This window comes from Bacillus sp. FDAARGOS_527 (assembly GCF_003812125.1).
In the GTDB taxonomy this organism is placed as follows: Bacteria; Bacillota; Bacilli; order Bacillales; family Bacillaceae_G; genus Bacillus_A; species Bacillus_A paranthracis.
Map to the genome: position 1 here is coordinate 4720630 of NZ_CP033795.1, position 23558 is coordinate 4744187.

Here is a 23558-nt window from a genome sequence, read left to right on the forward strand (position 1 = left end):
AGATGGGAGCTATCTATTGTAGCGGATAGCTCCCGTAGTAAACAGTTTTATGTGTATTCTTTAAGTTCATCTGGGCGTTCCTTATTATTTCTCCGGTTTTATATAAGGAACAACTTGTGCAGTAACCCCTACAGAAGCACCGCGAACAAAGTCTTGGTTTTCTAATACCTTAAAGTTTTCCGTTTTCCCAGTTAGCATAACCCCTAAGATTTTCACTTGATCAAATGGTTTGTCCTTGTTTGCTTTTAAAAATTTCTGGATATCTTCGTCATATCCATCGTCATCGTATTGTTTAAGGGAGTCAAAGAACCTTTTGTACGCTTCTTCAGGCTCTTTTTCTGGATCAAATCCGTAAACTTGCATACCGGCAGGACCTTTGCTTTCGTCTTTAATAGGTGAGACCATATATAGCCATACGATATTTAAGTTGTCTGGTATTTTTGTTTGAATTTCTTTTAATGTATAAGGTTGATTGAAAGAGATAGCGACTTCCGCTACATAGTTTTTCATTGTTGAAACGGCACTTAATTCATTTTTGACTCCATTATGATATTCTTTGATAGCCGGATTATAAAATGTAGCAACTTTATTTTTCGTTTGTTTATCATAATTATAAGCCTCTTTACTAGAGCTAGACCAATAAGATCCTGGTATTAACTCGTTGTAATCGATATTAGAGCGAAACCAATCGTAAGAGCTTGTCAGTGTATTCCATCGTACTACGTAACCGTTAATGTTTTTAGAGCGATTAGAGACGATATTGCCGCCAAACATAGAAGAATTACTCGTTACTTGAGAATCAATTTGCACATTCGGTTCTGCAATTGCGTTATGTAAAAAGAGATGTTCGTGCAGCTTCGTAGAACTTTTCGCTGCGAAGTAATTGCCAACCTTGTACATTATAGGAATCAGCATGATTACAACGATAATAGAAGTAATAATGATTTTAAGTAACTGTTTCCTTTTAGCTTTTTTTAATGCATCTTTTAAAGAAGTATCCATTAAGTTTTTCCTCCTACTGTAGAATGAATTGTTTTACGTGCACGATGTAATTTTTGTTTAACACTGTTCACTTGAATATCTAGTATTAGGGCAATTTCTTCATATGAAAAATCATAATAATATTTTAAAAAGAAGGCTTCTTTATATTCTAGTTTTATATATTTTAATAGATAGAAAATCTCATCTTTATTTAAAACAGCATCTAATTCTCGGTCTGTATATTGTAGTTTTGAATAAATCTCTTCAGTTAAATAGATGTTTTGCTGCTCTTTTTTTCTCTTCAAGTCAATGTATTCGTTTAATGCAACCCTAAAAAACCATGGACGTATGTTATTCTCTGTTAGGTCATCTAGCAACGTATATACTTTATAGAAAGTATTTTGGATGATGTCTTCTGCGTCTTCTTTTATAGCCCCTTTCGCTAGTAATAGTTTGAACACTTCCTCCCCTAAATTGATAAGATAGGAGGTCAATATATTTTCTTTTCCCATCATTTTTCCTCCCTATACTTATACAACGGATAGGTAATCATAAATGTATACACTTAAATGAAAGTTTTGTTCTTGATACAAATAGAAAAGGCATATAACAATCATATGTTATATGCCTTTTCTATTATATATTTAGTAATTTATTTAGGTAATGTAAATTTAGCTTTTTTACCTTGTGAAATATCTTTAGCTTCTTTATTTCTCATAGGTCCTAACTCAATCTCAAAGCTTTTGTCTTTCCAAATCTTCTTATACTGCTCTTGATCTAAAATAAATACTTGCAGTAACTCTCCAGATGTTCCCGTTTTGACTGAAGCGTTATAGTCGTAATTTAGTAGCATACCTTCATTAATTGTATATTGTGTACCATCATTCACTCTTAATGTAGAGCTTATAGGAGATAATGAAACGTCTTGAGTATCTTTGTTATCAAGCTTGAATTTCACTGTTAATAGAACAATACCATTTTTGAAATTTGCAAAGCGTGGTGCTTCGACGGAATTTGGTGTGAATTGAGTAAATTGGTATCCGTCTAATGTAACATGAACAGCACCTAATTCTTGGCTGTTATTAATACTTGATTTCTCTTTTAACATTTTTTTATCGCCCATGTTATTAGCTGTAGCTTTATCTTGGTAGAAAGCTTTATCTGTTGCAACCTTTTCAGCACCTTGTTTGTTTAAACTTAATGAAAAGCTTCCAGGGCTTCCAATTGGAGCATCGAATTTTCCTTTATTAGCTTGTGCAGTTGGGACTGAGACTGAGACTGTTGAGAGACTTGAAATTTTTTCTAGATCATCTTTTCCGAATGGATACGCGATATAACCAGAAATAGTTTCTCCTGCTTTTACTAAGTAATCATTCGTTGGAGCAAGCTTAGTTGGTAGCTGATCTTCTTTTGGAATTAAGTCTTTATAGTTACTATATACTTTCTGCGCACCAGTAAATGACATGTCCAATGCTGGCATATAATAAATATCTTTAGCTGAACTATTTTTTACGCTATAGTTCACAAGAATAACTCCGCCCTCTGTTTGACGGTTAAATGGAATGTTAAAGTCCGTATGGAATCCATTTAATTCAACTAATGTATAGCTGTTCATCGATACTGAAACATCTTCAGCTTTATAAACTTGTGGTTCCTTATTTTCAAAAAGAACTTTTGTTTTACCACCTGTTTCTTTTTCCATGTAGGAAATAAGTTTAGAATAATCGCTGGAGCTAGTAGCGGTATTTTCCGTCTTTTTATCTTCAGTTTTCTTGTTTTCGGATTTTTTATCTTCAGGTTTATTTTCTTTCGTCGTATTCGTTTTTTCCGTTTTGCTTTCTTTTGTTGCATTTTCTTTTTGTTCTTTATTTGTCGTATCGCTTTGACCACAGCCGGTTATTACAAAAGCTGCTACGATTACTGCAGAAAATAAAGAAAGTAATTTTTTGGACATGTTTCTTCCCCCTATTTGTTTAAAACTAAACTCTCACATTAGCCCCACATTTTATTATAAGAAAGTTAGTAAATATTTACCAGTCTTTTTCCTGATTATTCTCATTATTAAAATATTGTAATATAATAAATTTGATGGAAGTTTGGAATGGAATATTGGTTTTTATTTTTTTATCATTTAAAATATTACATCATATTGGTATGATAAAAATAGAGATATATGGAAAGGAGACAAGGACTCAATATGTGGATGAACTTGTAATGATTCGAAATTAGATAGATGAATTTTTCTCTCATAAGTGGGGGGGTATTTAGCTATCTGTAAATCATGCAAGGACTGCATATTTGGCTTGTGTATCCCCTTTGTAAGGATAGATACCTATGTGGGGAAATTCATATCTCTTATATAAAATATGCGTCCTTTAAAATTGGAGGAGTATATGATGAATCAATTAAAACATAAAGTAGCAGTTGTTACAGGTGTAAGTCGTTTAGATGGTATAGGCGCAGCAATTTGTAAAGAATTAGCTGAAGCAGGATACGATATATTTTTTACGTATTGGACAGAGTATGATAAAGAGATGCCTTGGGGCGTTGATCAAAGTGAACAAATACAATTACAAGAAGAGTTACTAAAAAACGGTGTGAAAGTATCGAGTATGGAGTTAGATTTAACTCAGAATGATGCACCGAAAGAGCTTATAAATAAAGTTACTGAACAACTAGGCTACCCTCATATATTAATTAATAATGCAGCGTATTCTACGAATAATGATTTCTCTAATTTGACTGCTGAAGAATTAGATAAGCACTACATGGTCAATATTCGTGCGACTACATTATTAAGTAGTCAATTTGCCCGAGGGTTTGATAAGCAATCTGGTGGTAGAATTGTGAATATGACTTCGGGACAATTTCAAGGGCCTATGGTTGGAGAACTAGCGTATGCAACAACGAAGGGGGCTATTGATGCTCTAACTAGTACGTTGTCAGCAGAAGTAGCTCATTTAGGAATAACAGTGAATGCAATTAACCCAGGTCCAACTAATACAGGCTGGATGACTGAAGAGATAAAGCAAGGATTAAAACCGATGTTTCCATTTGGTAGAATTGGTGAACCAAAGGATGCAGCAAGACTTATTAAGTTTTTAGTAAGTGAAGAAGCGGAATGGATTACTGGACAAGTTATTCATTCAGAAGGTGGATTCAAAAGGTAAAAAGAAGGTATCTCACCAGGGTGAGATACCTTCTTTTTTAATCTTTCTTCAATCTTCGTGCAATACCATTCCCTAAAGACTGTAATCCTTGAACGAGGATAATTAAAATAAAGACAGTTGCATACATTACTTCAGGTTCATAGCGTAAATGTCCGAAGCGATATGCTAAGTCCCCTAGCCCACCAGCACCTACAAGGCCAGCCATTGCTGTTGCGCCGATTAAGCCAATCGTTGCAATTGTTAATCCAAGTACAAGGGAGGGACGAGCTTCTTTCACCATGACGTGCCAAATAATTTTTATAGTAGAAACGCCCATCGCTTGATAGGCTTCAATCACACCACGATCTACTTCTAATAATGCGGTCTCCATCAATCTTGCGATATAGGGAGCAGTGAAGACGACAAGCGGTACGATAACACCTTGCACACCAATGGATGTTCCCATTAGAAATTTTGTAAAAGGTAGAATGAAGAATAATAGAATGATAAATGGAAGAGAGCGAATGATATTAATAATTGTATTAAGAATTGGATAAATGATTTTGTTTTCTCGCTGTCCACCAGGTCTCGTTAAAACAAGTGTGACACCAAGTGGCAGTGCAATAAGGATTGAGATGAGTAATGAAATAGATGTCATTTGAAAAGTTTGTATGGTCGCCTCCCATATAACTTTACCCCATTCATCCAAAAAGGACTTGTTTTCCATGGTCTGTTCTACCTCCTTCTACGATGATTCCTTGTTCTTGTAAAAATGATAAAGCACGGTTGATTTCATTTTGTTCCCCTTGCATATGGATGATAAGTTTCCCGTATGCTTCATGTTTTAATTGAGTAATATTACCGGATAAAATATTCGGATATACTTGGAATCGTTTTGTAGCGACAGCTAATGCTGGTTCTCCTGAAGAATTTCCTATAAAAGAAAGAGTTACAATTTCACCAGTAGTTTGAAGTTCTTTTTGTACCTCTTCTGGAATTTTCGCTGCAAATGCGCTATTTACAAATTTCTTCGTTGTTACATGTTGTGGGTTTGTAAAAATATCTTTCACAGTCCCGCTTTCAACTACTGCTCCATGTTCCATAACAGCAACTCGGTCGCATATACGCTGGATGACATTCATTTCATGTGTAATTAATAAAATTGTAATCCCGATTTCCTCATTAATCTTTAATAATAGGTCAAGAATAGAATCAGTTGTTTCTGGATCTAAAGCACTCGTTGCTTCGTCGCTTAATAACACTTCAGGTTCATGTGATAGTGCACGTGCAATGGCAACACGTTGTTTCTGGCCACCAGAAAGTTCACTTGGATAGGCATCCTTTCGATTAAAAAGATCGACAATACGTAAATACTTTTCTACCCTTTTTTCAATTTCTACTTTTGGAATGCCAGCAAGGCGTAAAGGTAGTGCGATATTTTCATAGACGGTAACGGTTTTAAGTAAATTGAACCCTTGAAAAATCATCCCGATTTTTTGTCTCGCTTTTGCTAGTTCTTTTGTAGACAGTGTTGTTAAATCTTGCTCGTTTACAATAATATTTCCTGTTGTTGGTTTTTCTAATAAATTTACACAGCGAATTAATGTACTTTTGCCAGCGCCACTATATCCAATGATTCCAAATACTTCGCCCTTTTTTACTTGGAGGGAAGTAGACTTAAGAGCTTCCACATTCCCCTTTTTTGTTGTAAATACTTTGGATACATTTTTTAATTCAATCATTATCGTCAGCTCCTACCAAGACGGTAAAACAGAACCATCAAATTTTTTATCGATAAATTCTTTTACTTCTTTAGATTGATAAGCTTTCTTTAATTTATTTACAACAGCATCATCTTTATTTTCAGTACGAACAACGACCCAGTTCACATATGGTGAATCTTTTCCTTCGCGGAAGATAGAATCTTTCGCAGGGCTTAATTTTGCACCTAATGCAAAGTTTGTATTAATGGCAGCTGCTTTCACTTCACTTAGTTGTGTTGGTAATTGAGATGCCTCTAATTCAACGATCTTTAAATTTTTTGGATTTTCAATTACATCTTTTGCAGTCGCTTTTTCTGTCGCTTTTGGATCCACTTTTAAAACCCCTGCTTTTTCAAATAGTTTTAAAGCTCGAAGTTCATTCGTTGGATCATTTGGTACAGCAATTGCATCGCCCTCTTTTAATTCTTTTACATCTTTTAAGCTTTTTGAATATACGCCCATAGGGAATGTTACTGTTGAAAATACTTCAGTTAATTTCATATTACGTTCAGCTTTAAATACGTCTAAATATGATTTTGTTTGATAGCTATTTACATCAAGGCTTTTTTCATCGAGGGATACGTTCGGTGCTACATAATCATTAAATACTTTTATATCAATTTCGAGACCGTCTTTCGCTGCTACTTCTTTTACCTTTTCAAAAATTTGTTCATGTGGCCCTCCTGTTACACCGACAGTAATCTTTTTCTCATCTAACGCTTTTACTTCTTTATCTGAACTCCCGCTACATGCGCTTAATAATAATACAGCCCCACTTACAATGCTTAATAATACTTTCTTCATCTATAATTCCTCCTTAAATATACGTTCCAAAATAAAAAGCACCTCTCAAAAATAAGAGAGGTGCCGAATAGACAAAATAGATTCCTCTCTTATCTTCCAAAACGAGAACTCGTTTTGCAGGAATTAGCACCTTAGCTTATACGTTATAAGCTCGGTTGCCGGGCATCATCGGGCCAGTCCCTCCGCCACTCTTGATAAGAGTATGTGTATGTAGTTTTTTTAATATGGTACTAATAGTAAATCTTACAAAAAGAATTGTCAACGTTATTTTCTGAATATATTTTATTTTAAGGTAATCGAAACGTTCCCCTTTTTATGCCCTTTTTCTACATATATATGAGCTTCAGCAATTTCTTCTAATCGGTAAGTTCTATCAATAACAGGCTTTAAATTTTCTGTTTCAGTTAGCTTTTTTAGTAGAAACATATCTTCTTTACTTACCTTTGCCATCATTCCATTAACAGATACATATATTCCATTAGGTGTTAATACTTGTTTACAAAGAGATTTTTTATATTTTCCAACTGCATCAAATATAACATCATAGTATTCCCCCTGCTTAGTAAAATCTTCTTTCGTATAATCGATTACTTTGTCAGCCCCTAAAGATTGAACGAGTTCAAAATTTGAATGACTACAAACAGCCGTAACGGTTGTACCAAAATATTTAGCGAGTTGTATGGCAGCTGTTCCTACTGATCCAGAGGCACCATATATGAGAACTTGTTGCCCCCTTTTTATACGGGCCTTTCTTAGGAAGTGTAGTGCTGAGGTTGCGCCAAAGGGAATAACTGCTGCTTCCTCATACGTTACATTGGTAGGTTTTAATGCAACTAATCCACTTTCATGTACACATGTATATTCTGCATAACCACCGACATTAAGCTCTGTTAATGCAAAAATTTGATCTCCTTTTTTAAATTGAGTTACATCTGTTCCTATTTCTTCGATTTCGCCGGATAACTCTACACCGAGTATAGGCTTTCTCGGTTTTCTAAAACCTAATATGATTCGCATAGGAATCCAAAATAAGAGAGGGCTATTAAACCCACGTATTCTACAATCTCCAGTCGTTACACTCGTTGCGTGAATCTTGACTAATACTTCGTTCTTTTTAGGTATAGGTTTCTCTATATTTTGAAGCTGAAGAACGTTAGGTGGTCCATACTGTGTGCAAATGATCGCCTTCATAATGACCTCCTGAAATGAGTTGTCGTTATTTACATCATATTTAAACTCTTCATGAAACATGTTGCTATATAGCGAATATAGATTGAAATTTATATAGATTTCATAGGAAAAGAGATGATATTATTTTGGGAAAGGGGGGCGGAATTATGAAAAAAATTATTTTTATTTCAAGTTTAGTGCTTGCAATCAGTCTAGGGGTAGGATGTAGTAATGAGAAAACAGCAAAGACGGATGAGCCGAAAAAAGAATCCGTTCAAAAAGAAAAGGAATTAACGGCGAAAGATGTTTTCAAGAAAACGAATGAAGCTTTTAAAGATGAAGAACATGTAACGATGACATATGGTGTAGGGGTAAAAGCTGAGGGAACAGAGATGGATATATTAAAGGCTAAGATGCAATTAGAGCCAAAGACAAAGAATTCTCGTTCTGAAATGAATATTTCCGGTACAGATGTTGTAGTGTATACTGTGGATGGTAAAGTTGCTGGTGAGGTAAAAAACCCTAATACAGGAGAAGTTATAACCGTACCAGAGGAGCAATTAAACGCTGGTGGAATGAAAGCGACTCAAGATATTATAGATAAATTAGAAGTACCGGAAGTAGTTTTAGATAAAATGAAGCTGGAGAAAAGCGGAGATAAATATAAACTGAAATTTACATTAAAAGGGCAAGAAACAGAAAGTATGTTAACTAGCATGGATGAAACGCAGAAGAAAATGTTACAAGCACAAAATGCGAAGATAGAAGAAGTGGATGCAGAATATATCATTACAAAAGATTTTAAATATGAATCAGCAAAGATAGACATGATTATGAGTAGTAATGGCAAGGATAAAGCACATATTATTACGAACGCAAAATATACGTCGTATGAAAAGTTTGACCCAATACAATTGCCAGCAGCAAAGTAACAGTTTTGATAAGGAGGGACCTAAAATAAGGTCCCTCTTTTTTGTATTCTTTCTTCATAGGAAAATAGGTACAATATAAAGAGGAAAAGATGTAGAAGAGGAGAGTGTCATTTGAAAAAAGGAAAGATAGCGGTGGTCATTGTAGCATATACAGTGTTGCTTGCAACGTCTGTACATATATATAAAAAACAACTCGATCATCCTATTATGAGTGATGTAGGTAAATTGCTTCCGACAAAAATAAAACGTGTTGAAAGTGCTACTGATGAGCAATCGTTAATAAAATTAGTGCAAGATGCGAATGTTTCTGGAGAGAAGATTTCTATTGCTGGTATGCAACATAGTCAGGGCGGGCAGACGTATTATCCACATGGTACGATGCTTGATATGAAAGGGTATAATAAAATATTAGAATTTGATCCAGAGAAGAAGCGCATTACAGTTCAAAGTGGTGTCACGTGGAATGATATTCAGAAGAAAGTAAATCCATATGGTCTTGCTGTTCAGGTGATGCAATCGCAAAATATTTTTACGGTTGGCGGTTCATTAAGTGTAAATGTACATGGTCGTGATATTCGTCATGAGGCATTGATTGATACAGTCGAATCATTTCGATTGCTAATGGCAGATGGCACTGTACGTAATGTAAGTAGAGAAGAGAATGCGGATTTATTTCCTTACGTCATTGGCGGTTACGGGTTATTTGGTGTCATTTTAGATGTGACTTTAAAGTTAACAAATGATGAATTATATGAAACGCATACGAAAATGCTAGATTATAAAGAATACACGTCTTATTTCAAAGAAAAAGTGAAAAAAGATGCTAATGTTCGTATGCACTTAGCTCGTATTTCTGTTGCTCCAAATTCATTCTTAAGAGAAATGTATGTGACAGATTATACATTGGCACAAAATCAAAATATGAGGGAAGAGTATAGTGAACTAAAAGAAGAAACTATTATAGCAGCGCCGAAATTTTTACTTGGATTATCACGCTATAGTGATTGGGGAAAGAATACGTTTTGGGATATACAAAGAAGTTATTTCGAACGTACAGATGGAAAGTATGAGACGCGAAATAATGTTATGAGGTCAGATAGTGCCTTTATGGAATATGAAAATCCGAATAGGACAGAGGTGTTACAAGAATATTTTGTACCTATAGATTCTTTCACGGAATACATAGATGATTTACGTAACGTATTAAATGAAGAAGAGTTTAATTTGCTCAATATTACGATTCGTTACGTGGAAAAGAATGAAAATGCAGTTTTATCCTATGCGAAAGGTGATATGTTTGCACTGGTTCTTTTAATTAATCAAGGGCGTTCTGAAAATGAGATAAAGAAAACAGAGGATGTTATTCAGAAGATGATTGATGTTACGTTAAAGCATAACGGTAGTTATTATTTACCGTATTATTCTTATCCAACGAAAGAGCAGTTAAAGAGAGCATATCCTCGTATAGAAGAGTTTCTTCAGAAGAAAAAAGAAGCGGATCCAAAAGAGAGATTTGTGAATTTATTTTATAGGGAGTATACGAAATGACATATAGAAGATTTGTAGCTTCACAAAGCATCATTATGATGGCAGGAAGTATGGTATTTCCTTTTTACATTCTATTGCTTCGGAATGTTGGAAATAGCTTCTCACAGTTTGGCTGGGCATATGGCTTATTTGCCTTAACTTCAGCTCTAGTATATCCGTTAGTTGGAAGAATCTCTGATAGAGTAGGTGATAGAAAGTTACTAATTATATACGCCTGGTCTATGGCAATATTAATGCTTTGTTTTCCTATTGCAACAGAAGTATGGCATGTATACATTCTTCAAATTTTAATGGGTATTTTAGGGGCTGTGCAGCGTAATACGGAGAAGACTTCGTTAGCACGAAAAGTTGTACAAGAAAATGCTGGTTATGAGATTGGAAAATATCATGTGTGGACATCGATTGGAGGAGCAGTAGCAATTATTGCAACAGGATATTTAGTAGATTTCTTTACGATCGGCACGATTTTTTATATTGCATCTATCTTATATGTAGTGAGCGGAGTTGTACTAAGTAGTAAAAAAATATAACAATTCCCATTTTTACCTGAATAACCTTTATTTGTTATACTAAAGGGGAAGACAAAAGAAAAGGGGACATTGCCTTTGATGAAATTTTTAATTTTAGCTATTCTCACTTTGTTTTTGATTCCATGGACAAGAAGAAGCGGTAGTAAACTTCGAGCAGTGGATAAGAAAGGGGATGAGAAGGTTGTAAAGGGTAAGAAATCATCTATTTTAGTTATTCCAGTTTTATTTTGGATAGGTATTGCAATCTATGAATATTTTTGGCTAATTGATGATCGAGCAGATTCAATTCTTACTCATTATTCTGTTGCAGTAGCGATTTTAATTGGGCTTGTTTTATTTTCCCAAGATCAAATAGGTAAATTAGAAGGCACGTTAAAAGGACTTCTAATGTTTGTTTTACTTGCAAGTTACGGCTACTTTGGTTATTTGCACGATATAGTAATCTCGCAAAAGAAATATGATTCTGTTGTAAAGGTAGAGAAAGATATTTCAGAGCCATTTACTGAAAATGATCAGCCATTTACAGTGCCGCCAAAGACAGCGGAGAATAAGATGAAAAAAGTATTTGGGGATATTCCGAAAGTAGCTTATTTTGAGCTAGGAGAATTAACGCCACAAATGGTAAATGGCGAGGCTTTATATGTAGCACCGATTGAAGTTTCAGGATTTTTTAAAGCACGTAAAGCTGAGACAATTCCAGGGTACGTCACGATGTCAGGTACGAATCCTGATGCAGAAGCAAAGCTGCACCTTGGTTATAAAATGAAATACGTGCCAAGCATGTTTTTCGGAAATAATTTAGAGCGTGTGGTAAGGCAAGCAGAACCAAATTTAATCTTTAAAGGAAAACCTAAATTTGAAGTGGATGATAAAGGGAAACCGTATTATACAATGACGTACGGTGAATTTATTTCAGGAAGATCTGGATTTGAGGTAGAGGGCGTTGTAGTAGTAGACGCACAAACAGGTGAAGTGAAAAGATACGATAAAGGAAAGGCACCTAAATTTGTTGATGGCGTATTAAATCACGAGACCGCATCTACATTAAATACGTATTTCGGTAAGTACATTCACGGATTTTGGAATACAAAATTCTCGCAAACGGACATGAAGATTCCGACTGAGTGGGGAACGAAAGAAGGAGTTACACCAATCTTCGGTAAGGATGGAACGTTATATTACTTTACTGATTTCACCTCTCCGAAAGAGGGAGTAGATTCTGCACTAGGTTATTCACTTATCGATGCGCGTACAGGTAAGTTGTATTACTATAACGGAAAAGAAGTAAAGGGAATTATGGATGGTTCGGCTGCTTCGGAAGTCGTGGATAATTCCTTTAAGAGAGAGAAATGGCATGGAACGATGCCGGTTATTTATAACGTGTACGGTAAACCTTCTTGGATTGTACCTGTTATTGATGATGGAGGGTTAGTGCGTGCCCATACGGTTATCTATGCTTCTAATGCGAAAATATTTGCAACAGGTTCGACGCAAAAAGAAGCGCTTGAGAATTATAAAAATGCGCTGAGTGGAAGCGGAGATTCATTTAGACCGACTTCAAATGGAAAAGAGGCGCAAAAAGAAGGCGTTGTACAACGTGTATATAAAGAAAAATCAGGTGAAAATACAATTGTTTATGTACTGTTGGAGAACGAACAAAAAGTGTTTATGATACCTGCGAAAAAGTTCCCATATGCTATGTTTACAGAAGTGGGAGATCCAATTCAAATCACATATTTAGATACAGGAGAGGCGATGTCTTCCGTATCCAAATTTACAAATAGTAATTTGAACAAGTAAAGCGATAGAGATTCTATCGCTTTTTTTACAAAATTAAACAGGAAAATGCGCTATACTTGACGTATGTTTATGTTGTAACTATAATTGTTACGATTTAGTATGTATAGGAAAGGGTGAACGAAAAAAGTGAATGAAGTTAATCAGGAAATATATAAGCCTGTAAAGATGAACAGGTTATGGATGATTCTTGTATTAGGAACACTTACGGCGATTGGACCATTATCTATTGATATGTATTTGCCTTCGTTACCGAAATTAACGGATGACTTGCAAACAGGTGCATCTCTAGCACAGCTTACATTAACAGCTTGTTTGCTTGGGCTTTCAGTAGGACAATTATTTGTTGGCTCAATTAGTGATATTTACGGAAGACGCAAACCTCTTATTATTGCTCTTATTATTTATGTTGCTTCTTCTTTACTTTGTGCTGTTGCGCCATCTATTTGGACTTTAGTGTTATTACGCTTTCTACAAGGAGCTTCAGGATCAGCCGGTATTGTTATATCACGTGCAATGGTACGTGACATGTATTCAGGTTCTGAAATGACGAAATTCTTCTCACTGCTTATGTTAGTAAACGGAGCAGCACCTATTTTGGCACCGATTATTGGGGGACAATTATTACAGTTTACAACGTGGCGCGGTGTCTTTATCGTTCTCGGAGCAATAAGTGTATTTATGTTAATATCAGCTACTTTCGTATTACGTGAAACATTACCTCCTGAAGAAAGAGAAACAGGCGGTTTGTCAGGGACGTTAGCGACGTACGGAAAATTGTTAAAGGACCGTTTGTTTATGGGATATGCATTGTCACAAGGATTAGTAACGGCGGCAATGTTTGCATACATTTCGGGCTCACCATTTGTGTTGCAGAACATATACGGAGCATCACCACAGCAATTTAGTTTATTCTTTGCAATCAACGGTATCGGTATTATTATTGCGAGTCAGGTTACGGGTCGTTTAGCAGGGAAAGTGAATGAGAAGACATTATTTGTCTCTGGTATTGTTATTGCAGCTGTTGGTGGTTTATCTTTACTACTAACAATCTTATTAGGAATAGGGTTAATTGGTGTTTTATGCTCGTTATTCCTTGTCGTATCAAGTGTTGGGGTTGTCTCAACAACTGGGTTCTCATTAGCGATGAGAAATCAAAAACAAGCTGCAGGAACAGCATCAGCTTTATTAGGCTTATTACAGTTCATTTCAGGAGCGCTTGTTGCACCGCTAGTAGGTATAGGTGGAAGCAACACGGCATTACCGATGGGTGTTGTAATAGCTCTTTGTGAAATTGGTGCGGTACTATGCTATTTATTTATGGCTAGAAGAAGTGAAAAGCAGTTTGAACTGCAAGCAAGACAAAATTTAGAGGCTTAACAAAAAAGAACTGATTCAAAGGGAATATTTGAATCAGTTCTTTTTTCATTTCTTTGAAATACCTCATATAGTTTTGTAAGGTGCTGTAGTAAAGCAGTGCAAAAGTTATTTGTATAAAGTGACGATACTGTGACAAACATGTTGGTATATATATTACGATGTCGTCTTAAGTGTAAAAAGTAGGATGTTCTCGGTATAATAACAAGTGGAGATAAAAGAAACTATAATGAGTAGTAGCTGTAGATAAAAGGAGAAGAAGAGATGAAGAAGGTTTTGGGTATTGCTGTAATGGGAAGTATGATTCTTCTAGCAGGATGTAATGGAAATAAGGATACGAAAGAACCGAAAGAAAAGGTAGAGCAATCTACAGAACAAACAGAAGAAATGAAAGAATACCGTGCAGTACATGAAAAATACGATTTGAAAATGAATAAAGAAATTAATAACGCACTGCAGTTATTTGAAGTGGCAAAAGAAAAGGGCGGTAAGGAAATAACGACTGCTACATATAAAGAAGATGTGCAAAAGGTAACAACGAGCATGTTAGAAGATATTGATCATATACGAAAAGAAATTCGTGTTCCGAAGTCGAAAGAGCAAGAACATGAGGTATATGTCGGTTTCTTGAATGAATCGGAACAAGCAATGAAAAAATTACAGAAGTTAGCTAAAGAAGAAGATTCATCGTTGATTCGTGATATAGAAATTAATTTTGCAACAGCATCGACATACTATAAACGTTTTCAAGCAGAAACGAAAAAATAACCTTGCCTATGCAAGGTTATTTTTTCTTCTTGTCATCTCCATCTTCATCCTCGGATACTAATACCTTCTGTTCTTCGTGAAATTCGGAAATAGTTTGCCCGGTAATATTATCGAAAGGGGTATAAAAAGAAGTGATACTTTTCTTTTTGATGAAGAGTTTGTAGAAGCCGATGATGACAAGTATAACGATTGTTAAGGGTAATCCTATAGTAGCTAGAAGTAAGGGGTCCATCTTATAACTCCTTTCATATCTTTTTTTATTATAAGCGAAATACGATATAGATAAATAAAAGTATTAAAAACTGATTTTTCTAAATATATCCAATTTGATTGACTTTTCATTTTTTCAGAATTATAATTCGAAATATACAATTTGAACCAAATAATAATATAGCAATTTACTTATCCAGAGAGGTAGAGGGACTGGCCCTATGACACCTCAGCAGCGGGTTCTGTAATAGGAACACCGTGCTAATTCCAGCAAGCAAGTCTTGAAAGATAAGTGATAGGCCTTTGTTTATTAAGCCTTGATCTTATTTTTTAAGATCAAGGCTTTTTGTATTCTAAAAAGAGAAAGGGAGTAATGGAAAAAGCACGTTCATAAAACTAAGTAAATATATGTGTTTAGGGGGTTATTGGAGTGTATGTAATTAAAAAATTATCAGTTATGGTGTTCACGCTATGGGTTATTACGACGGTGACATTTCTAATTATGCATATTATTCCGGGGGATCCATTTTCATCAGATGCAAAAATCTTTCCTGAAGAAGTGATTCAAAACATGAGAGCGAAGTATCACCTTGATGAACCGTTATGGAATCAATATGTTGCTTATTTAGACGGCGTAGTTCATTTTGATTTTGGTGAATCTGTTCAATCAACCGGGCAAGGTGTATCAGAAATTATAACAACTGGTTTTGGTCCATCAGCAATTATTGGTTTACAAGCACTTATTATTTCATTGCTAGTCGGAATTGCTGCAGGTACATTTGCTGCTCTCTATCATGGGAAGGTAATTGATTACGGTGTAAGTTTACTTGCCATCCTCGGTATTTCTATTCCGAGCTTTATTTTAGCACCACTATTTATACAAGTATTCGCTATTCAATTCGAGCTCTTACCAGTAGCCTCTTGGGGTACATTTGAACATACGGTATTGCCATCCTTTGCATTAGCGTTAGGACCAATAGCAGTGATTACAAGATTTGTTCGCTCTAATATGATTGAAGTTTTGCAGAGTGATTATATTAAGTTAGCGAGAGCGAAAGGTATACCGATTAAGAAAATTATTATAAGACATGCTCTTCGAAATGCAATTGTTCCGGTACTTACATTTGTTGGACCGTTAATGGCGGGACTTTTAACAGGTACTTTCGTTATTGAAAAGATTTTTTCAATTCCTGGTCTCGGAAAATATTTTGTAGATAGTATTTTTAATCGAGATTATCCAGTGATTATGGGAACAACCATTTTTTATAGTGCACTTTTAATTGTATGTATTTTTATTACAGATATTATTCATCGTATTGTTGATCCGCGTATTCGTTCTATTACGTAGGGAGGGAGATGTTTAGATGGGGGCTTATGAAATTAATGACCAGTTATTAACAAATGAAGAGAAAAAAGAATTAACAATAAATAAAGATCAGCAAAAGATTAGCCGAAAGAAAGAAGTGTTTCGTAAGTTTGTATCGAATCCAATCGCAGTTTTAGGATCAGTGACGTTATTACTCATTATTGTTTTTTCACTTGTTGGTGAAAGTTTAACGCCATTTACTGCGAGTGAACAAGTAAAAGAGGCGACAAACTTACCACCTAGTAGTGAGCATTGGTTCGGAACAGATGATTTGGGAAGAGATATATGGGCACGTACTTGGGCTGGCGGGAAAATTTCATTAACAGTTGGATTAGTGGCAGCTGCTCTTGATATAGGACTTGGTGTGCTAATTGGAGGATTTAGTGGATATGTGAGAGGGCGCAATCGCCTTGGGACATTAATTGATGAGTGGATTATACGAGGAATCGAAGTATTATACGGTATCCCGTATTTGTTAATTGTTATTTTACTATTAATTGTTATGAAACCAGGTCTTTTTACCATTATCATCGCCCTTGCATTAACAGGATGGATTGGTATGGCACGTCTCGTTAGGGCGCAAGTCTTATCTTTAAAACAAAGAGAGTTTGTTATTGCAGCGGAGCGATTAGGTACATCACATATGAAAATTATATACGGGCACTTAATTCCGAACTTAACAGGCATTATTATCGTAAATTTATCATTTACAATTCCAGCAGCTATTTTCTCAGAATCATTTTTAAGCTTTATCGGACTAGGAGTGCAATCACCGGCAGCAAGCTGGGGGACGATGACGAATGATGCACTTGGGACATTACTAAGCGGGGAATGGTGGCAGCTATTCTTCCCAGCAATCATGATTGCGCTCATTATGTTCGCATTTAATGCGATTGGTGATGGTTTACAAGATGCAATTGATCCAAAAATCGTAAAACAGAATCGAAAGGAGAAAAAACATGGGACAGCTCTTATCTTTAGAAAACGTAACGTTAGCCGTTGAAAAAGAGAATAGTAAACAAGCAATTGTGAAGCATGTTTCCTTTTCTGTTAGCGAAGGTGAAATAGTTGCACTTGTAGGAGAAAGTGGCTCAGGGAAAAGTGTTACAGCACAATCTATTATCGGCTTAAATCAAGAATCAATTCAAATTGATGATGGAAATATATCTTTTGAATCAAAGGCATTAACGAATCTACAAGAATCAGAATGGAATCAAATTCGTGGGAAAGATATTTCTTTTATCTTTCAAGATCCACTTTCATCTTTAAATCCGACGATGAAGGTGGGAAGGCAAATTACAGAGGTGATTTTGCAACACGAAAAGAAATCGAAAAAAGAAGCAAAAGAAATTGCGATTAACTTATTAAATGATTTAGGGATACATGAAGCAGAGAAACGCTTTGAACAGTACCCACATCAATTAAGCGGAGGTATGAGGCAACGTATTTGTTTAGCAATCGCATTTGCTTGCCACCCAAAACTCGTTATTGCGGATGAACCTACGACAGCATTAGATGTAACAATTCAAAAGCAAATTATGGAGTTATTAAAGGAAAGAAAGGAAAAGCAAAATACGAGTATTTTACTAATTACGCACGATTTAGCACTTGTACGTGAAGTAGCGGATCGAGTAGTTGTGATGTATGGAGGACGTGTTGTTGAAAAAGGAACGATAGAGGAAGTGATAGGTTCCCCTAAACATCCATACACAAAAAGCTTATTACAAGCAATTCCCAATATGGATGATTCCGAAAAAGTATTACGTGCAATAGAAGGGACGACACCTTCCATTGAGACGTTAAATAGCTTTGGTTGTCCTTTTGTAAATCGTTGTCCAGTAGCGATAAAAGAATGTATTCATCGTTTCCCAGAGAGAACAACATATTCCAAGGAGCATAGTTCACATTGCTGGCAACATGTTCTGGAGCATAATAAAGCGAAATCAAAAGAGAAGGTGAATGCTTCATGACGACAGATTTAATTACTGTAAAGCAAGTAACGAAAACGTATGGAAGTAAAAATAAAGAAATCGCAGCGTTAAAAGACATATCACTTGTGATCCCGAAAGGCACAACGCTTGGAATTATTGGAGAAAGTGGTTCAGGAAAAACAACACTTGGTAAGCTCATAGCTGGGATTGAGAGCCCAACGTCTGGTGAAATTGATTATAACGGTCAAGTCGTTCACAAGTTGAAGGCAGCTCATAAACGTGATTTCTTACAGAAAGTACAGTTTATTTTTCAAGATTCCACAGCAGCATTAAATCCGCGCTGGAAAGTACGCGATAGCGTAACGGAAGGTTATATTTCATTCGGTTTAGGTGATAAAGGATTAAAGGATAAAGTAGCAGGTGATGCGCTAGAACGTGTGGGATTAGATAGACGATATATTGATCGCTATCCGCACGAATTTAGCGGAGGACAACGTCAACGAATTGCTATTGCAAGAGCGTTATTGTGTGAGCCAGAAGTATTAATTCTTGATGAACCAATTTCAGCGTTAGATGTTTCATTGCAAATTCAAATTGTACATCTGCTGCAAAAAATCCAAAAGGAACAAGGTTATACATATTTATTCATCGCACACGATTTACCGATGGTTCACTATTTATGTGAAAAAGTAGCTGTCTTATATAAAGGAGAACTTGTTGAATTTGGAACTACGGACGAAGTATTCCGTAATCCACAACATTCTTATACAAAAACACTGTTGGCATCAACACCAAAAATTTCAGGTTAAAGGAGAATGTAGGATGAAGAAGTTTTTACTGTTTGTCATTATGACTGTTTTAGCAATTACTTCTGTCGCTTGCGGTAAGAAAGAGACGCAAAAGGCGAGTGCTGGTAAGGGAGAAGGAGATCGATTAGTAACGAATATTGGTAGCGATCCATATACACTTGATTCCGCTATTGCGACAGATAGTACTTCAGGTTATGTAATTGGACATTTATTCTCAAGCTTATATACGCAAGATAGTGATGGGAAATATCAAAATGAATTAGCAGAGAAAGAAGAAGTAAATGCTGATGGAACTGAGTATACAATTCATTTAAAGAAAGATATTAAATGGTCAGATGGTTCTGCTATTACAGCAAATGATTTTGAATTTGCATGGAAGCGATTATTAAATCCGAAAACGGGTTCTATGAATGCGACAGAAATGTATTTTATTAAAGGGGCAGAGGCATACAATACTGGAAAAGGTGAAGAAGGACAAGTTGGCATTCAAGTCATTGATCCTCAAACATTAAAGGTAACACTTGAGCACCCAGTGTCTTCCATTAAACAAAAATTAGCAAGCTCATTATTCATTCCATTATCTAAAAAATCAATTGATGATAATAATAAATTAAAAACAGATCCAAAAGAGTTAATTACGAACGGACCATTCACATTAAAAGAATGGAAGCACAATCAGGCTATTACAGTACAAAAAAATAAAGAATACTATGATAAAAAGGTAACATTAAAAGAAATTGAGTTTCGTATTATTCCAGATTCTAAAACAGCGTACCAATTATACAAATCAAAAGAATTAGATTTACTAAGTGGTTTACCACAAGAGATGATTGAGAAAGAAAAAGGAAATAAAGAATACAAGCGTGTTGCAGGATTCTCATCTTATATTTATTCGTTTAACGTAGAAAAAGAGCCGTTCACAAATGCAAAGGTACGTAAAGCATTCTCATTAGCAGTTGATCGTAAGTTTATTGTTGAAAAACTGTATAAAAACAATGCACAAGAAGCAAATGCATTCGTTCCAGAAGGAGCAAAAACACAAAGTGGGCGTGATTTCCGTAAAGAAAAAGGTGGTTACGTTAAATTTGATCCAGCAGAAGCGAAAAAATTATTAGAAGAAGGCATGAAAGAACAAGGCTGGTCTACATTACCTGAAGTAACATTAAAGTTCACTACAGATACACAACATAAAAAAGTAGCAGAAGCAATGCAAGAAATGTTTAAGAAAAACCTTGGCGTAGATATTAAATTAGAAAATAAAGAGTGGAAGAGTTATATCGACACATATAAGCAAAGTGATTTCCAATTAGCTTATATGGGATGGGGCGGTTCTCTATTAGACCCAATTACTAAATTAGATTTATATGCAGGTGATGGTCCAAACAATTATGCAAAATGGCATAATAAAGAATTTGATGCTTTAGTGAAGGAAGCAGAAGTTGAACAAAATGAAGATAAGCGTTTTGACTTATTGCATAAAGCGGAAGATATTATGTTTACAGATTCACCATTAATTCCAATTATATTCCCGTCGGATTCCTATTTACAAAAACAAACGGTATCTGGACTTCAATATTATGTTGGATCTAAACCAGATTTAAGATATGCAAAAATAAAGAAGTAGGCAACTGCCTACTTCTTTATTTTATTTCTCTTTTATATTCTTTTTTCGTTCCATCAGAGAAGACAACTTCTAAATCAAATTTTTGATAGTCTTTATCAAGTTTGAACACGTTCACTACTTGATCGATTACTTCTTGGTCAGCAGTATCTTTATCAAATTTTAATTCTTGTAGAAGTGGGCTTAATTTTGTGATAGCCTCGTCTCCTGTTAATTTTACATCTGCTTTATGATCTTCAATTTTTGCTTCCATTTTCTTATCAGCTGCTACATTTTTATAGTCTGCTTCGTAGTCTTTCTTTGTATCTTGGTAGTCTGCCTTTAAATCGAATTCATTGAAGTTTAGTTTTAAATCTGCAGGAGCCTCGTTTTTTGCTTCTTCAGTCGTCTTTTTATTAGAAGTTGTATCTTCTTTTGCAGGAGCTTTACATCCTGTTAATGCAGGTACTAGCATAAGAGCTAATAAAACTGATAGTAGAGTTCTCATTATAAATTCCTCCTTATGTAAATTCGTTCTATACAAGTTTTTCCCAAAATCATGTAATTATGTATGTGTTAAAAATAAATTATTATTCTGTAGTCATAAGGACTAATCCGCAATTTAAATCAAAAACGATTTGTATGTATATGGTAAATTGAAGTTGTGAGGAGGTACTGAAATGCTTTCTAAAACATATCAAACAATCGGCGGATTATTTCCTGCAACATATGCAGCGAATGGCTATTATACAATAATATTTGGAGGAGTTAATTTAGAGAGAAATATTATTTCGTTATTAGTTATTGTATTGGTTACACAATCAGTAGCAGTGATGACTTTAGCCATAAAAGGAATGGTAAAGGGAAGAAGAAGCTCTGTAGTTAAAGAAGCATAAAATAAAAAGGTATCCTCGGTGGGATACCTTTTTATTAGCACTTATTATTTTGCAACTTCTGTCCACTTGTAGTTAAACTCACCACCGAAGTCAGTTGTTACAAGTCCTTTAATAAATCCGCGTTGTAAGTAAGAACGACCTTGTTGGTATAAAGGAGCGACAGCACCGTCTTGTAATAGAATTTTTTCAGCTTGCTTCATTGCTTCCCAGCGAGCTTTTTCATCACCAGCTAAATCTGTTTTTACTTTATGAATTAGCTCATCGTACTCTTTGTTAGAGTATTTATCGAAGTTGTAAGCACTATCTGTTGTAAATAAATCTAAGAATGTAATTGGATCAGCGAAGTCAGGGCCCCAGCCATCAATACCGATTTCATAGTCACCACTTAACAGTAGTTTTAACTGTTGTTTACGTGGTTGTGGTTTTAAATTCACTGTTAATCCATCTAAGTTCTTTTCTAGTTCACCTTTTAAATATTCACCAGTCTTTTTAGCTAAAGCATTATCACTTGTTAGGAGTTCAATTGTTACTTTGTCAGTACCCAGTTCTTGCTTCGCTTTTTTCCAGTTTTCTTTCGCTGTTTTCACATCATCTTTCACTAGATTTCCATTTTCTTTACGGAAGTCGTTGCCATCAGGACTTTTTGCAAATTTCGCAGGAACCATTCCTTCAGCTGCAACAGCGCCGTTATTTAAAATTGTTTCTACGTATGCTTTCTTATTCATTGCTCCGTTAATAGCAAGGCGTGCATGTTGATTTTTTAATGTTTCATTTTTTTGATTGAGTCGTAAAAATTGAATGCCAACTTCAGCGCGTTCTTTGAAGTTTGGATCGCTCTTATATTTATCAACAAACTCCGCAGTTAAAGCAACGCGATCAATTTGTCCTGAATCATATAAATTAACTTCTGTAGACTTATCTTTAACGACATTGAAGTTGATTTCTTCTAATTTCACCGTTTTAGCATCCCAATAGTTAGGATTCTTCTTCAGTTGGAAGCTTTGCTCGTGTTTCCAGTTATCTAATGTGAAGGCACCGTTGTAAATTAAATGATTTGTTTCTAAACCGTATTTATCGCCTTGAGACTTTAAGTACTCTTCATTAATTGGTAAGAATGTTGAGAATGTCGTTAAACTTAAGAAGTAGGGAACAGGACGATCTAGTTGTACTTCTAATGTTTTGTCATCAATAGCTTTGACCCCTAGTTGATCAATCGGCAATTGTTTTTGGTTTATTTGTTTCGCATTCTTTATATCGAAGAATAAGAATGCATATTCAGCTGCTGTATCAGGGTTTACGGCACGTTGCCAAGCGAAGACAAAGTCTTTTGCTGTAACAGGAGTCCCGTTTGACCATTTTGAATCACGCAGATGGAATGTATATTTCGTTTTATCGGGACTAACGTCAACCGACTCAGCGACACCAGGAATCGGTTTATTATCTTCTCCCATTGCATATAACCCTTCAAAAACATTACGCATTACGTTCATGGATTCCCCATCCGTTGCTTTTGCAACATCCATTGTTGGAATTTCTGAAGCAAATGATAAGTTAATTGCCTGTTTATCAGGTGCTTTATCATTTGCTTTCGCTCCGCTTGCGTTATCTTTATTTCCCCCGCAAGCAGTTAGTAATAGACTTGCCCCTAAAACAGATGCAACAACAGGTACAACTTTTTTCTTCATTGTTCGTTCCTCCCTAAATGTGTTGTTCGTAACGTCATAATGTCCATGTCTTAAAGTGTATTTATAGAAGAAGAGAAAACCTATTATAAATGTGTACATGTAGGTAATCAGGTGTTCTATATGTATATACATGTTGAACTATAATCTATCGTTATATGTTTCAACGTAGTAGACGTTATATTATGATGGTGAAATATTTTGTTTCTTTGATTATTTAGAATATTAACACTGGAAAGAACTAT

The 23558-nt window shown here is 35.3% G+C and carries 23 protein-coding genes and 2 riboswitches; of the genes, 13 read left to right on the forward strand and 10 right to left on the reverse strand.

Features of this window, described 5'->3' with window-relative positions:
• Nucleotides 1–84: 84 nt before the first annotated feature.
• The 3 genes from EGX95_RS27325 to EGX95_RS27335 all read right to left on the reverse strand — a co-directional run bounded on the left by EGX95_RS27325 (nucleotide 85) and on the right by EGX95_RS27335 (nucleotide 2935).
• Entirely contained in the window at nucleotides 85–1002 is a 918-nt protein-coding gene (locus tag EGX95_RS27325; protein WP_000381488.1) for a sigma factor regulator N-terminal domain-containing protein, read from the reverse strand.
• Nucleotides 1002–1493 (reverse strand): RNA polymerase sigma factor, encoded by a 492-nt coding sequence (locus tag EGX95_RS27330; RefSeq protein ID WP_000514138.1) that lies wholly within the window; start codon nucleotides 1491–1493, stop codon nucleotides 1002–1004. The genes EGX95_RS27325 and EGX95_RS27330 overlap by 1 nt, the downstream gene beginning before the upstream one ends.
• A gap of 140 nt (nucleotides 1494–1633) precedes the next feature.
• On the reverse strand, nucleotides 1634–2935 hold the full coding sequence (locus EGX95_RS27335; RefSeq protein ID WP_123805785.1) for a DUF5068 domain-containing protein: 1302 nt from the start codon (nucleotides 2933–2935) through the stop codon (nucleotides 1634–1636).
• A 439-nt stretch (nucleotides 2936–3374) separates the two neighbouring features.
• On the opposite strand from EGX95_RS27335, the gene EGX95_RS27340 reads away from it, so the two are divergent.
• Entirely contained in the window at nucleotides 3375–4151 is a 777-nt protein-coding gene (locus EGX95_RS27340) for an SDR family oxidoreductase (RefSeq protein ID WP_002081692.1), read from the forward strand.
• Between the two features lie 37 nt (nucleotides 4152–4188).
• On the opposite strand, the gene EGX95_RS27345 is transcribed toward EGX95_RS27340, so the two are convergent.
• The 4 genes from EGX95_RS27345 to EGX95_RS27360 form a co-directional block, all read right to left on the reverse strand.
• On the reverse strand, nucleotides 4189–4857 hold the full coding sequence (locus EGX95_RS27345) for a methionine ABC transporter permease (RefSeq protein WP_000428874.1): 669 nt from the start codon (nucleotides 4855–4857) through the stop codon (nucleotides 4189–4191).
• Nucleotides 4832–5872, reverse strand: coding sequence for a methionine ABC transporter ATP-binding protein (locus tag EGX95_RS27350; protein ID WP_000571351.1), 1041 nt, complete (start codon nucleotides 5870–5872; stop codon nucleotides 4832–4834). The genes EGX95_RS27345 and EGX95_RS27350 overlap by 26 nt, the downstream gene beginning before the upstream one ends.
• Nucleotides 5873–5884: 12 nt before the next feature.
• Nucleotides 5885–6697, reverse strand: a complete 813-nt coding sequence (locus EGX95_RS27355) for a MetQ/NlpA family ABC transporter substrate-binding protein (protein WP_000757003.1) — start codon at nucleotides 6695–6697, stop codon at nucleotides 5885–5887.
• Nucleotides 6698–6783: 86 nt separating this feature from the next.
• Nucleotides 6784–6898, reverse strand: a riboswitch (SAM riboswitch).
• Nucleotides 6899–6979: 81 nt separating this feature from the next.
• Entirely contained in the window at nucleotides 6980–7888 is a 909-nt protein-coding gene (locus tag EGX95_RS27360; RefSeq protein WP_000643886.1) for an NAD(P)-dependent alcohol dehydrogenase, read from the reverse strand.
• A 146-nt stretch (nucleotides 7889–8034) separates the two neighbouring features.
• Here EGX95_RS27360 and EGX95_RS27365 point away from each other — a divergent pair, with 146 nt between their 5' ends.
• The 6 genes from EGX95_RS27365 to EGX95_RS27390 all read left to right on the forward strand — a co-directional run bounded on the left by EGX95_RS27365 (nucleotide 8035) and on the right by EGX95_RS27390 (nucleotide 14819).
• Nucleotides 8035–8799 carry a DUF6612 family protein gene (locus EGX95_RS27365; protein ID WP_000720044.1) on the forward strand — a complete coding sequence of 255 codons (765 nt, stop codon included), beginning with the start codon at nucleotides 8035–8037 and terminating at the stop codon, nucleotides 8797–8799.
• A 111-nt stretch (nucleotides 8800–8910) separates the two neighbouring features.
• Nucleotides 8911–10347 carry an FAD-binding oxidoreductase gene (locus EGX95_RS27370; RefSeq protein ID WP_000715441.1) on the forward strand — a complete coding sequence of 479 codons (1437 nt, stop codon included), beginning with the start codon at nucleotides 8911–8913 and terminating at the stop codon, nucleotides 10345–10347.
• Entirely contained in the window at nucleotides 10344–10877 is a 534-nt protein-coding gene (locus tag EGX95_RS27375; RefSeq protein WP_000222369.1) for an MFS transporter, read from the forward strand. Before EGX95_RS27370 ends, EGX95_RS27375 begins: the two co-directional genes overlap by 4 nt.
• A gap of 78 nt (nucleotides 10878–10955) precedes the next feature.
• Nucleotides 10956–12677 (forward strand): DUF3981 domain-containing protein, encoded by a 1722-nt coding sequence (locus EGX95_RS27380; protein ID WP_000670260.1) that lies wholly within the window; start codon nucleotides 10956–10958, stop codon nucleotides 12675–12677.
• A 165-nt stretch (nucleotides 12678–12842) separates the two neighbouring features.
• A complete protein-coding gene (locus tag EGX95_RS27385; RefSeq protein ID WP_116777230.1) occupies nucleotides 12843–14054 on the forward strand; it encodes a multidrug effflux MFS transporter in 1212 nt (403 codons plus the stop codon).
• A 261-nt stretch (nucleotides 14055–14315) separates the two neighbouring features.
• Nucleotides 14316–14819, forward strand: coding sequence for a hypothetical protein (locus tag EGX95_RS27390; RefSeq protein WP_000756528.1), 504 nt, complete (start codon nucleotides 14316–14318; stop codon nucleotides 14817–14819).
• A 16-nt stretch (nucleotides 14820–14835) separates the two neighbouring features.
• Here EGX95_RS27390 and EGX95_RS27395 read toward each other — a convergent pair whose 3' ends face one another.
• Nucleotides 14836–15051 carry a DUF3951 domain-containing protein gene (locus tag EGX95_RS27395; RefSeq protein ID WP_000371389.1) on the reverse strand — a complete coding sequence of 72 codons (216 nt, stop codon included), beginning with the start codon at nucleotides 15049–15051 and terminating at the stop codon, nucleotides 14836–14838.
• A 167-nt stretch (nucleotides 15052–15218) separates the two neighbouring features.
• Nucleotides 15219–15324, forward strand: a riboswitch (SAM riboswitch).
• Nucleotides 15325–15459: 135 nt separating this feature from the next.
• Between EGX95_RS27395 and EGX95_RS27400 the strand changes: the two genes are divergently transcribed.
• The 5 genes from EGX95_RS27400 to EGX95_RS27420 are packed head-to-tail and all read left to right on the forward strand — an operon-like array spanning nucleotide 15460 to nucleotide 20759.
• Complete coding sequence (locus EGX95_RS27400) at nucleotides 15460–16377, forward strand: ABC transporter permease (protein ID WP_000289310.1); 918 nt, start codon at nucleotides 15460–15462, stop codon at nucleotides 16375–16377.
• A 16-nt stretch (nucleotides 16378–16393) separates the two neighbouring features.
• A complete protein-coding gene (locus tag EGX95_RS27405) occupies nucleotides 16394–17398 on the forward strand; it encodes an ABC transporter permease (RefSeq protein ID WP_000501524.1) in 1005 nt (334 codons plus the stop codon).
• On the forward strand, nucleotides 17355–18365 hold the full coding sequence (locus EGX95_RS27410) for an ABC transporter ATP-binding protein (protein WP_000531256.1): 1011 nt from the start codon (nucleotides 17355–17357) through the stop codon (nucleotides 18363–18365). Before EGX95_RS27405 ends, EGX95_RS27410 begins: the two co-directional genes overlap by 44 nt.
• The gene (locus tag EGX95_RS27415; RefSeq protein WP_000205675.1) at nucleotides 18362–19135 is read left to right on the forward strand and encodes an ABC transporter ATP-binding protein; all 774 of its coding nucleotides are present in this window, start codon (nucleotides 18362–18364) and stop codon (nucleotides 19133–19135) included. The genes EGX95_RS27410 and EGX95_RS27415 overlap by 4 nt, the downstream gene beginning before the upstream one ends.
• A 13-nt stretch (nucleotides 19136–19148) precedes the next feature.
• A complete protein-coding gene (locus tag EGX95_RS27420) occupies nucleotides 19149–20759 on the forward strand; it encodes a peptide ABC transporter substrate-binding protein (protein ID WP_000714108.1) in 1611 nt (536 codons plus the stop codon).
• Nucleotides 20760–20775: 16 nt separating this feature from the next.
• Here EGX95_RS27420 and EGX95_RS27425 read toward each other — a convergent pair whose 3' ends face one another.
• The gene (locus EGX95_RS27425; RefSeq protein ID WP_001259643.1) at nucleotides 20776–21243 is read right to left on the reverse strand and encodes a YusW family protein; all 468 of its coding nucleotides are present in this window, start codon (nucleotides 21241–21243) and stop codon (nucleotides 20776–20778) included.
• A 172-nt stretch (nucleotides 21244–21415) separates the two neighbouring features.
• Here EGX95_RS27425 and EGX95_RS27430 point away from each other — a divergent pair, with 172 nt between their 5' ends.
• Nucleotides 21416–21631, forward strand: a complete 216-nt coding sequence (locus EGX95_RS27430; RefSeq protein ID WP_000949588.1) for a hypothetical protein — start codon at nucleotides 21416–21418, stop codon at nucleotides 21629–21631.
• A 44-nt stretch (nucleotides 21632–21675) separates the two neighbouring features.
• On the opposite strand, the gene EGX95_RS27435 is transcribed toward EGX95_RS27430, so the two are convergent.
• On the reverse strand, nucleotides 21676–23316 hold the full coding sequence (locus tag EGX95_RS27435) for a peptide ABC transporter substrate-binding protein (RefSeq protein WP_000731079.1): 1641 nt from the start codon (nucleotides 23314–23316) through the stop codon (nucleotides 21676–21678).
• Nucleotides 23317–23558 lie beyond the last annotated feature (242 nt).

Coding starts and splice junctions, on each gene's coding strand:
- EGX95_RS27325 (WP_000381488.1), bottom strand. CDS start 1,002: ATGGATACTTCTTTAAAAGATGCATTAAAAAAAGCTAAAAGGAAACAG.
- EGX95_RS27330 (WP_000514138.1), bottom strand. CDS start 1,493: ATGGGAAAAGAAAATATATTGACCTCCTATCTTATCAATTTAGGGGAG.
- EGX95_RS27335 (WP_123805785.1), bottom strand. CDS start 2,935: ATGTCCAAAAAATTACTTTCTTTATTTTCTGCAGTAATCGTAGCAGCT.
- EGX95_RS27340 (WP_002081692.1), top strand. CDS start 3,375: ATGATGAATCAATTAAAACATAAAGTAGCAGTTGTTACAGGTGTAAGT.
- EGX95_RS27345 (WP_000428874.1), bottom strand. CDS start 4,857: ATGGAAAACAAGTCCTTTTTGGATGAATGGGGTAAAGTTATATGGGAG.
- EGX95_RS27350 (WP_000571351.1), bottom strand. CDS start 5,872: ATGATTGAATTAAAAAATGTATCCAAAGTATTTACAACAAAAAAGGGG.
- EGX95_RS27355 (WP_000757003.1), bottom strand. CDS start 6,697: ATGAAGAAAGTATTATTAAGCATTGTAAGTGGGGCTGTATTATTATTA.
- EGX95_RS27360 (WP_000643886.1), bottom strand. CDS start 7,888: ATGAAGGCGATCATTTGCACACAGTATGGACCACCTAACGTTCTTCAG.
- EGX95_RS27365 (WP_000720044.1), top strand. CDS start 8,035: ATGAAAAAAATTATTTTTATTTCAAGTTTAGTGCTTGCAATCAGTCTA.
- EGX95_RS27375 (WP_000222369.1), top strand. CDS start 10,344: ATGACATATAGAAGATTTGTAGCTTCACAAAGCATCATTATGATGGCA.
- EGX95_RS27380 (WP_000670260.1), top strand. CDS start 10,956: ATGAAATTTTTAATTTTAGCTATTCTCACTTTGTTTTTGATTCCATGG.
- EGX95_RS27385 (WP_116777230.1), top strand. CDS start 12,843: ATGAACAGGTTATGGATGATTCTTGTATTAGGAACACTTACGGCGATT.
- EGX95_RS27390 (WP_000756528.1), top strand. CDS start 14,316: ATGAAGAAGGTTTTGGGTATTGCTGTAATGGGAAGTATGATTCTTCTA.
- EGX95_RS27395 (WP_000371389.1), bottom strand. CDS start 15,051: ATGGACCCCTTACTTCTAGCTACTATAGGATTACCCTTAACAATCGTT.
- EGX95_RS27405 (WP_000501524.1), top strand. CDS start 16,394: ATGGGGGCTTATGAAATTAATGACCAGTTATTAACAAATGAAGAGAAA.
- EGX95_RS27410 (WP_000531256.1), top strand. CDS start 17,355: ATGGGACAGCTCTTATCTTTAGAAAACGTAACGTTAGCCGTTGAAAAA.
- EGX95_RS27415 (WP_000205675.1), top strand. CDS start 18,362: ATGACGACAGATTTAATTACTGTAAAGCAAGTAACGAAAACGTATGGA.
- EGX95_RS27420 (WP_000714108.1), top strand. CDS start 19,149: ATGAAGAAGTTTTTACTGTTTGTCATTATGACTGTTTTAGCAATTACT.
- EGX95_RS27425 (WP_001259643.1), bottom strand. CDS start 21,243: ATGAGAACTCTACTATCAGTTTTATTAGCTCTTATGCTAGTACCTGCA.
- EGX95_RS27430 (WP_000949588.1), top strand. CDS start 21,416: ATGCTTTCTAAAACATATCAAACAATCGGCGGATTATTTCCTGCAACA.
- EGX95_RS27435 (WP_000731079.1), bottom strand. CDS start 23,316: ATGAAGAAAAAAGTTGTACCTGTTGTTGCATCTGTTTTAGGGGCAAGT.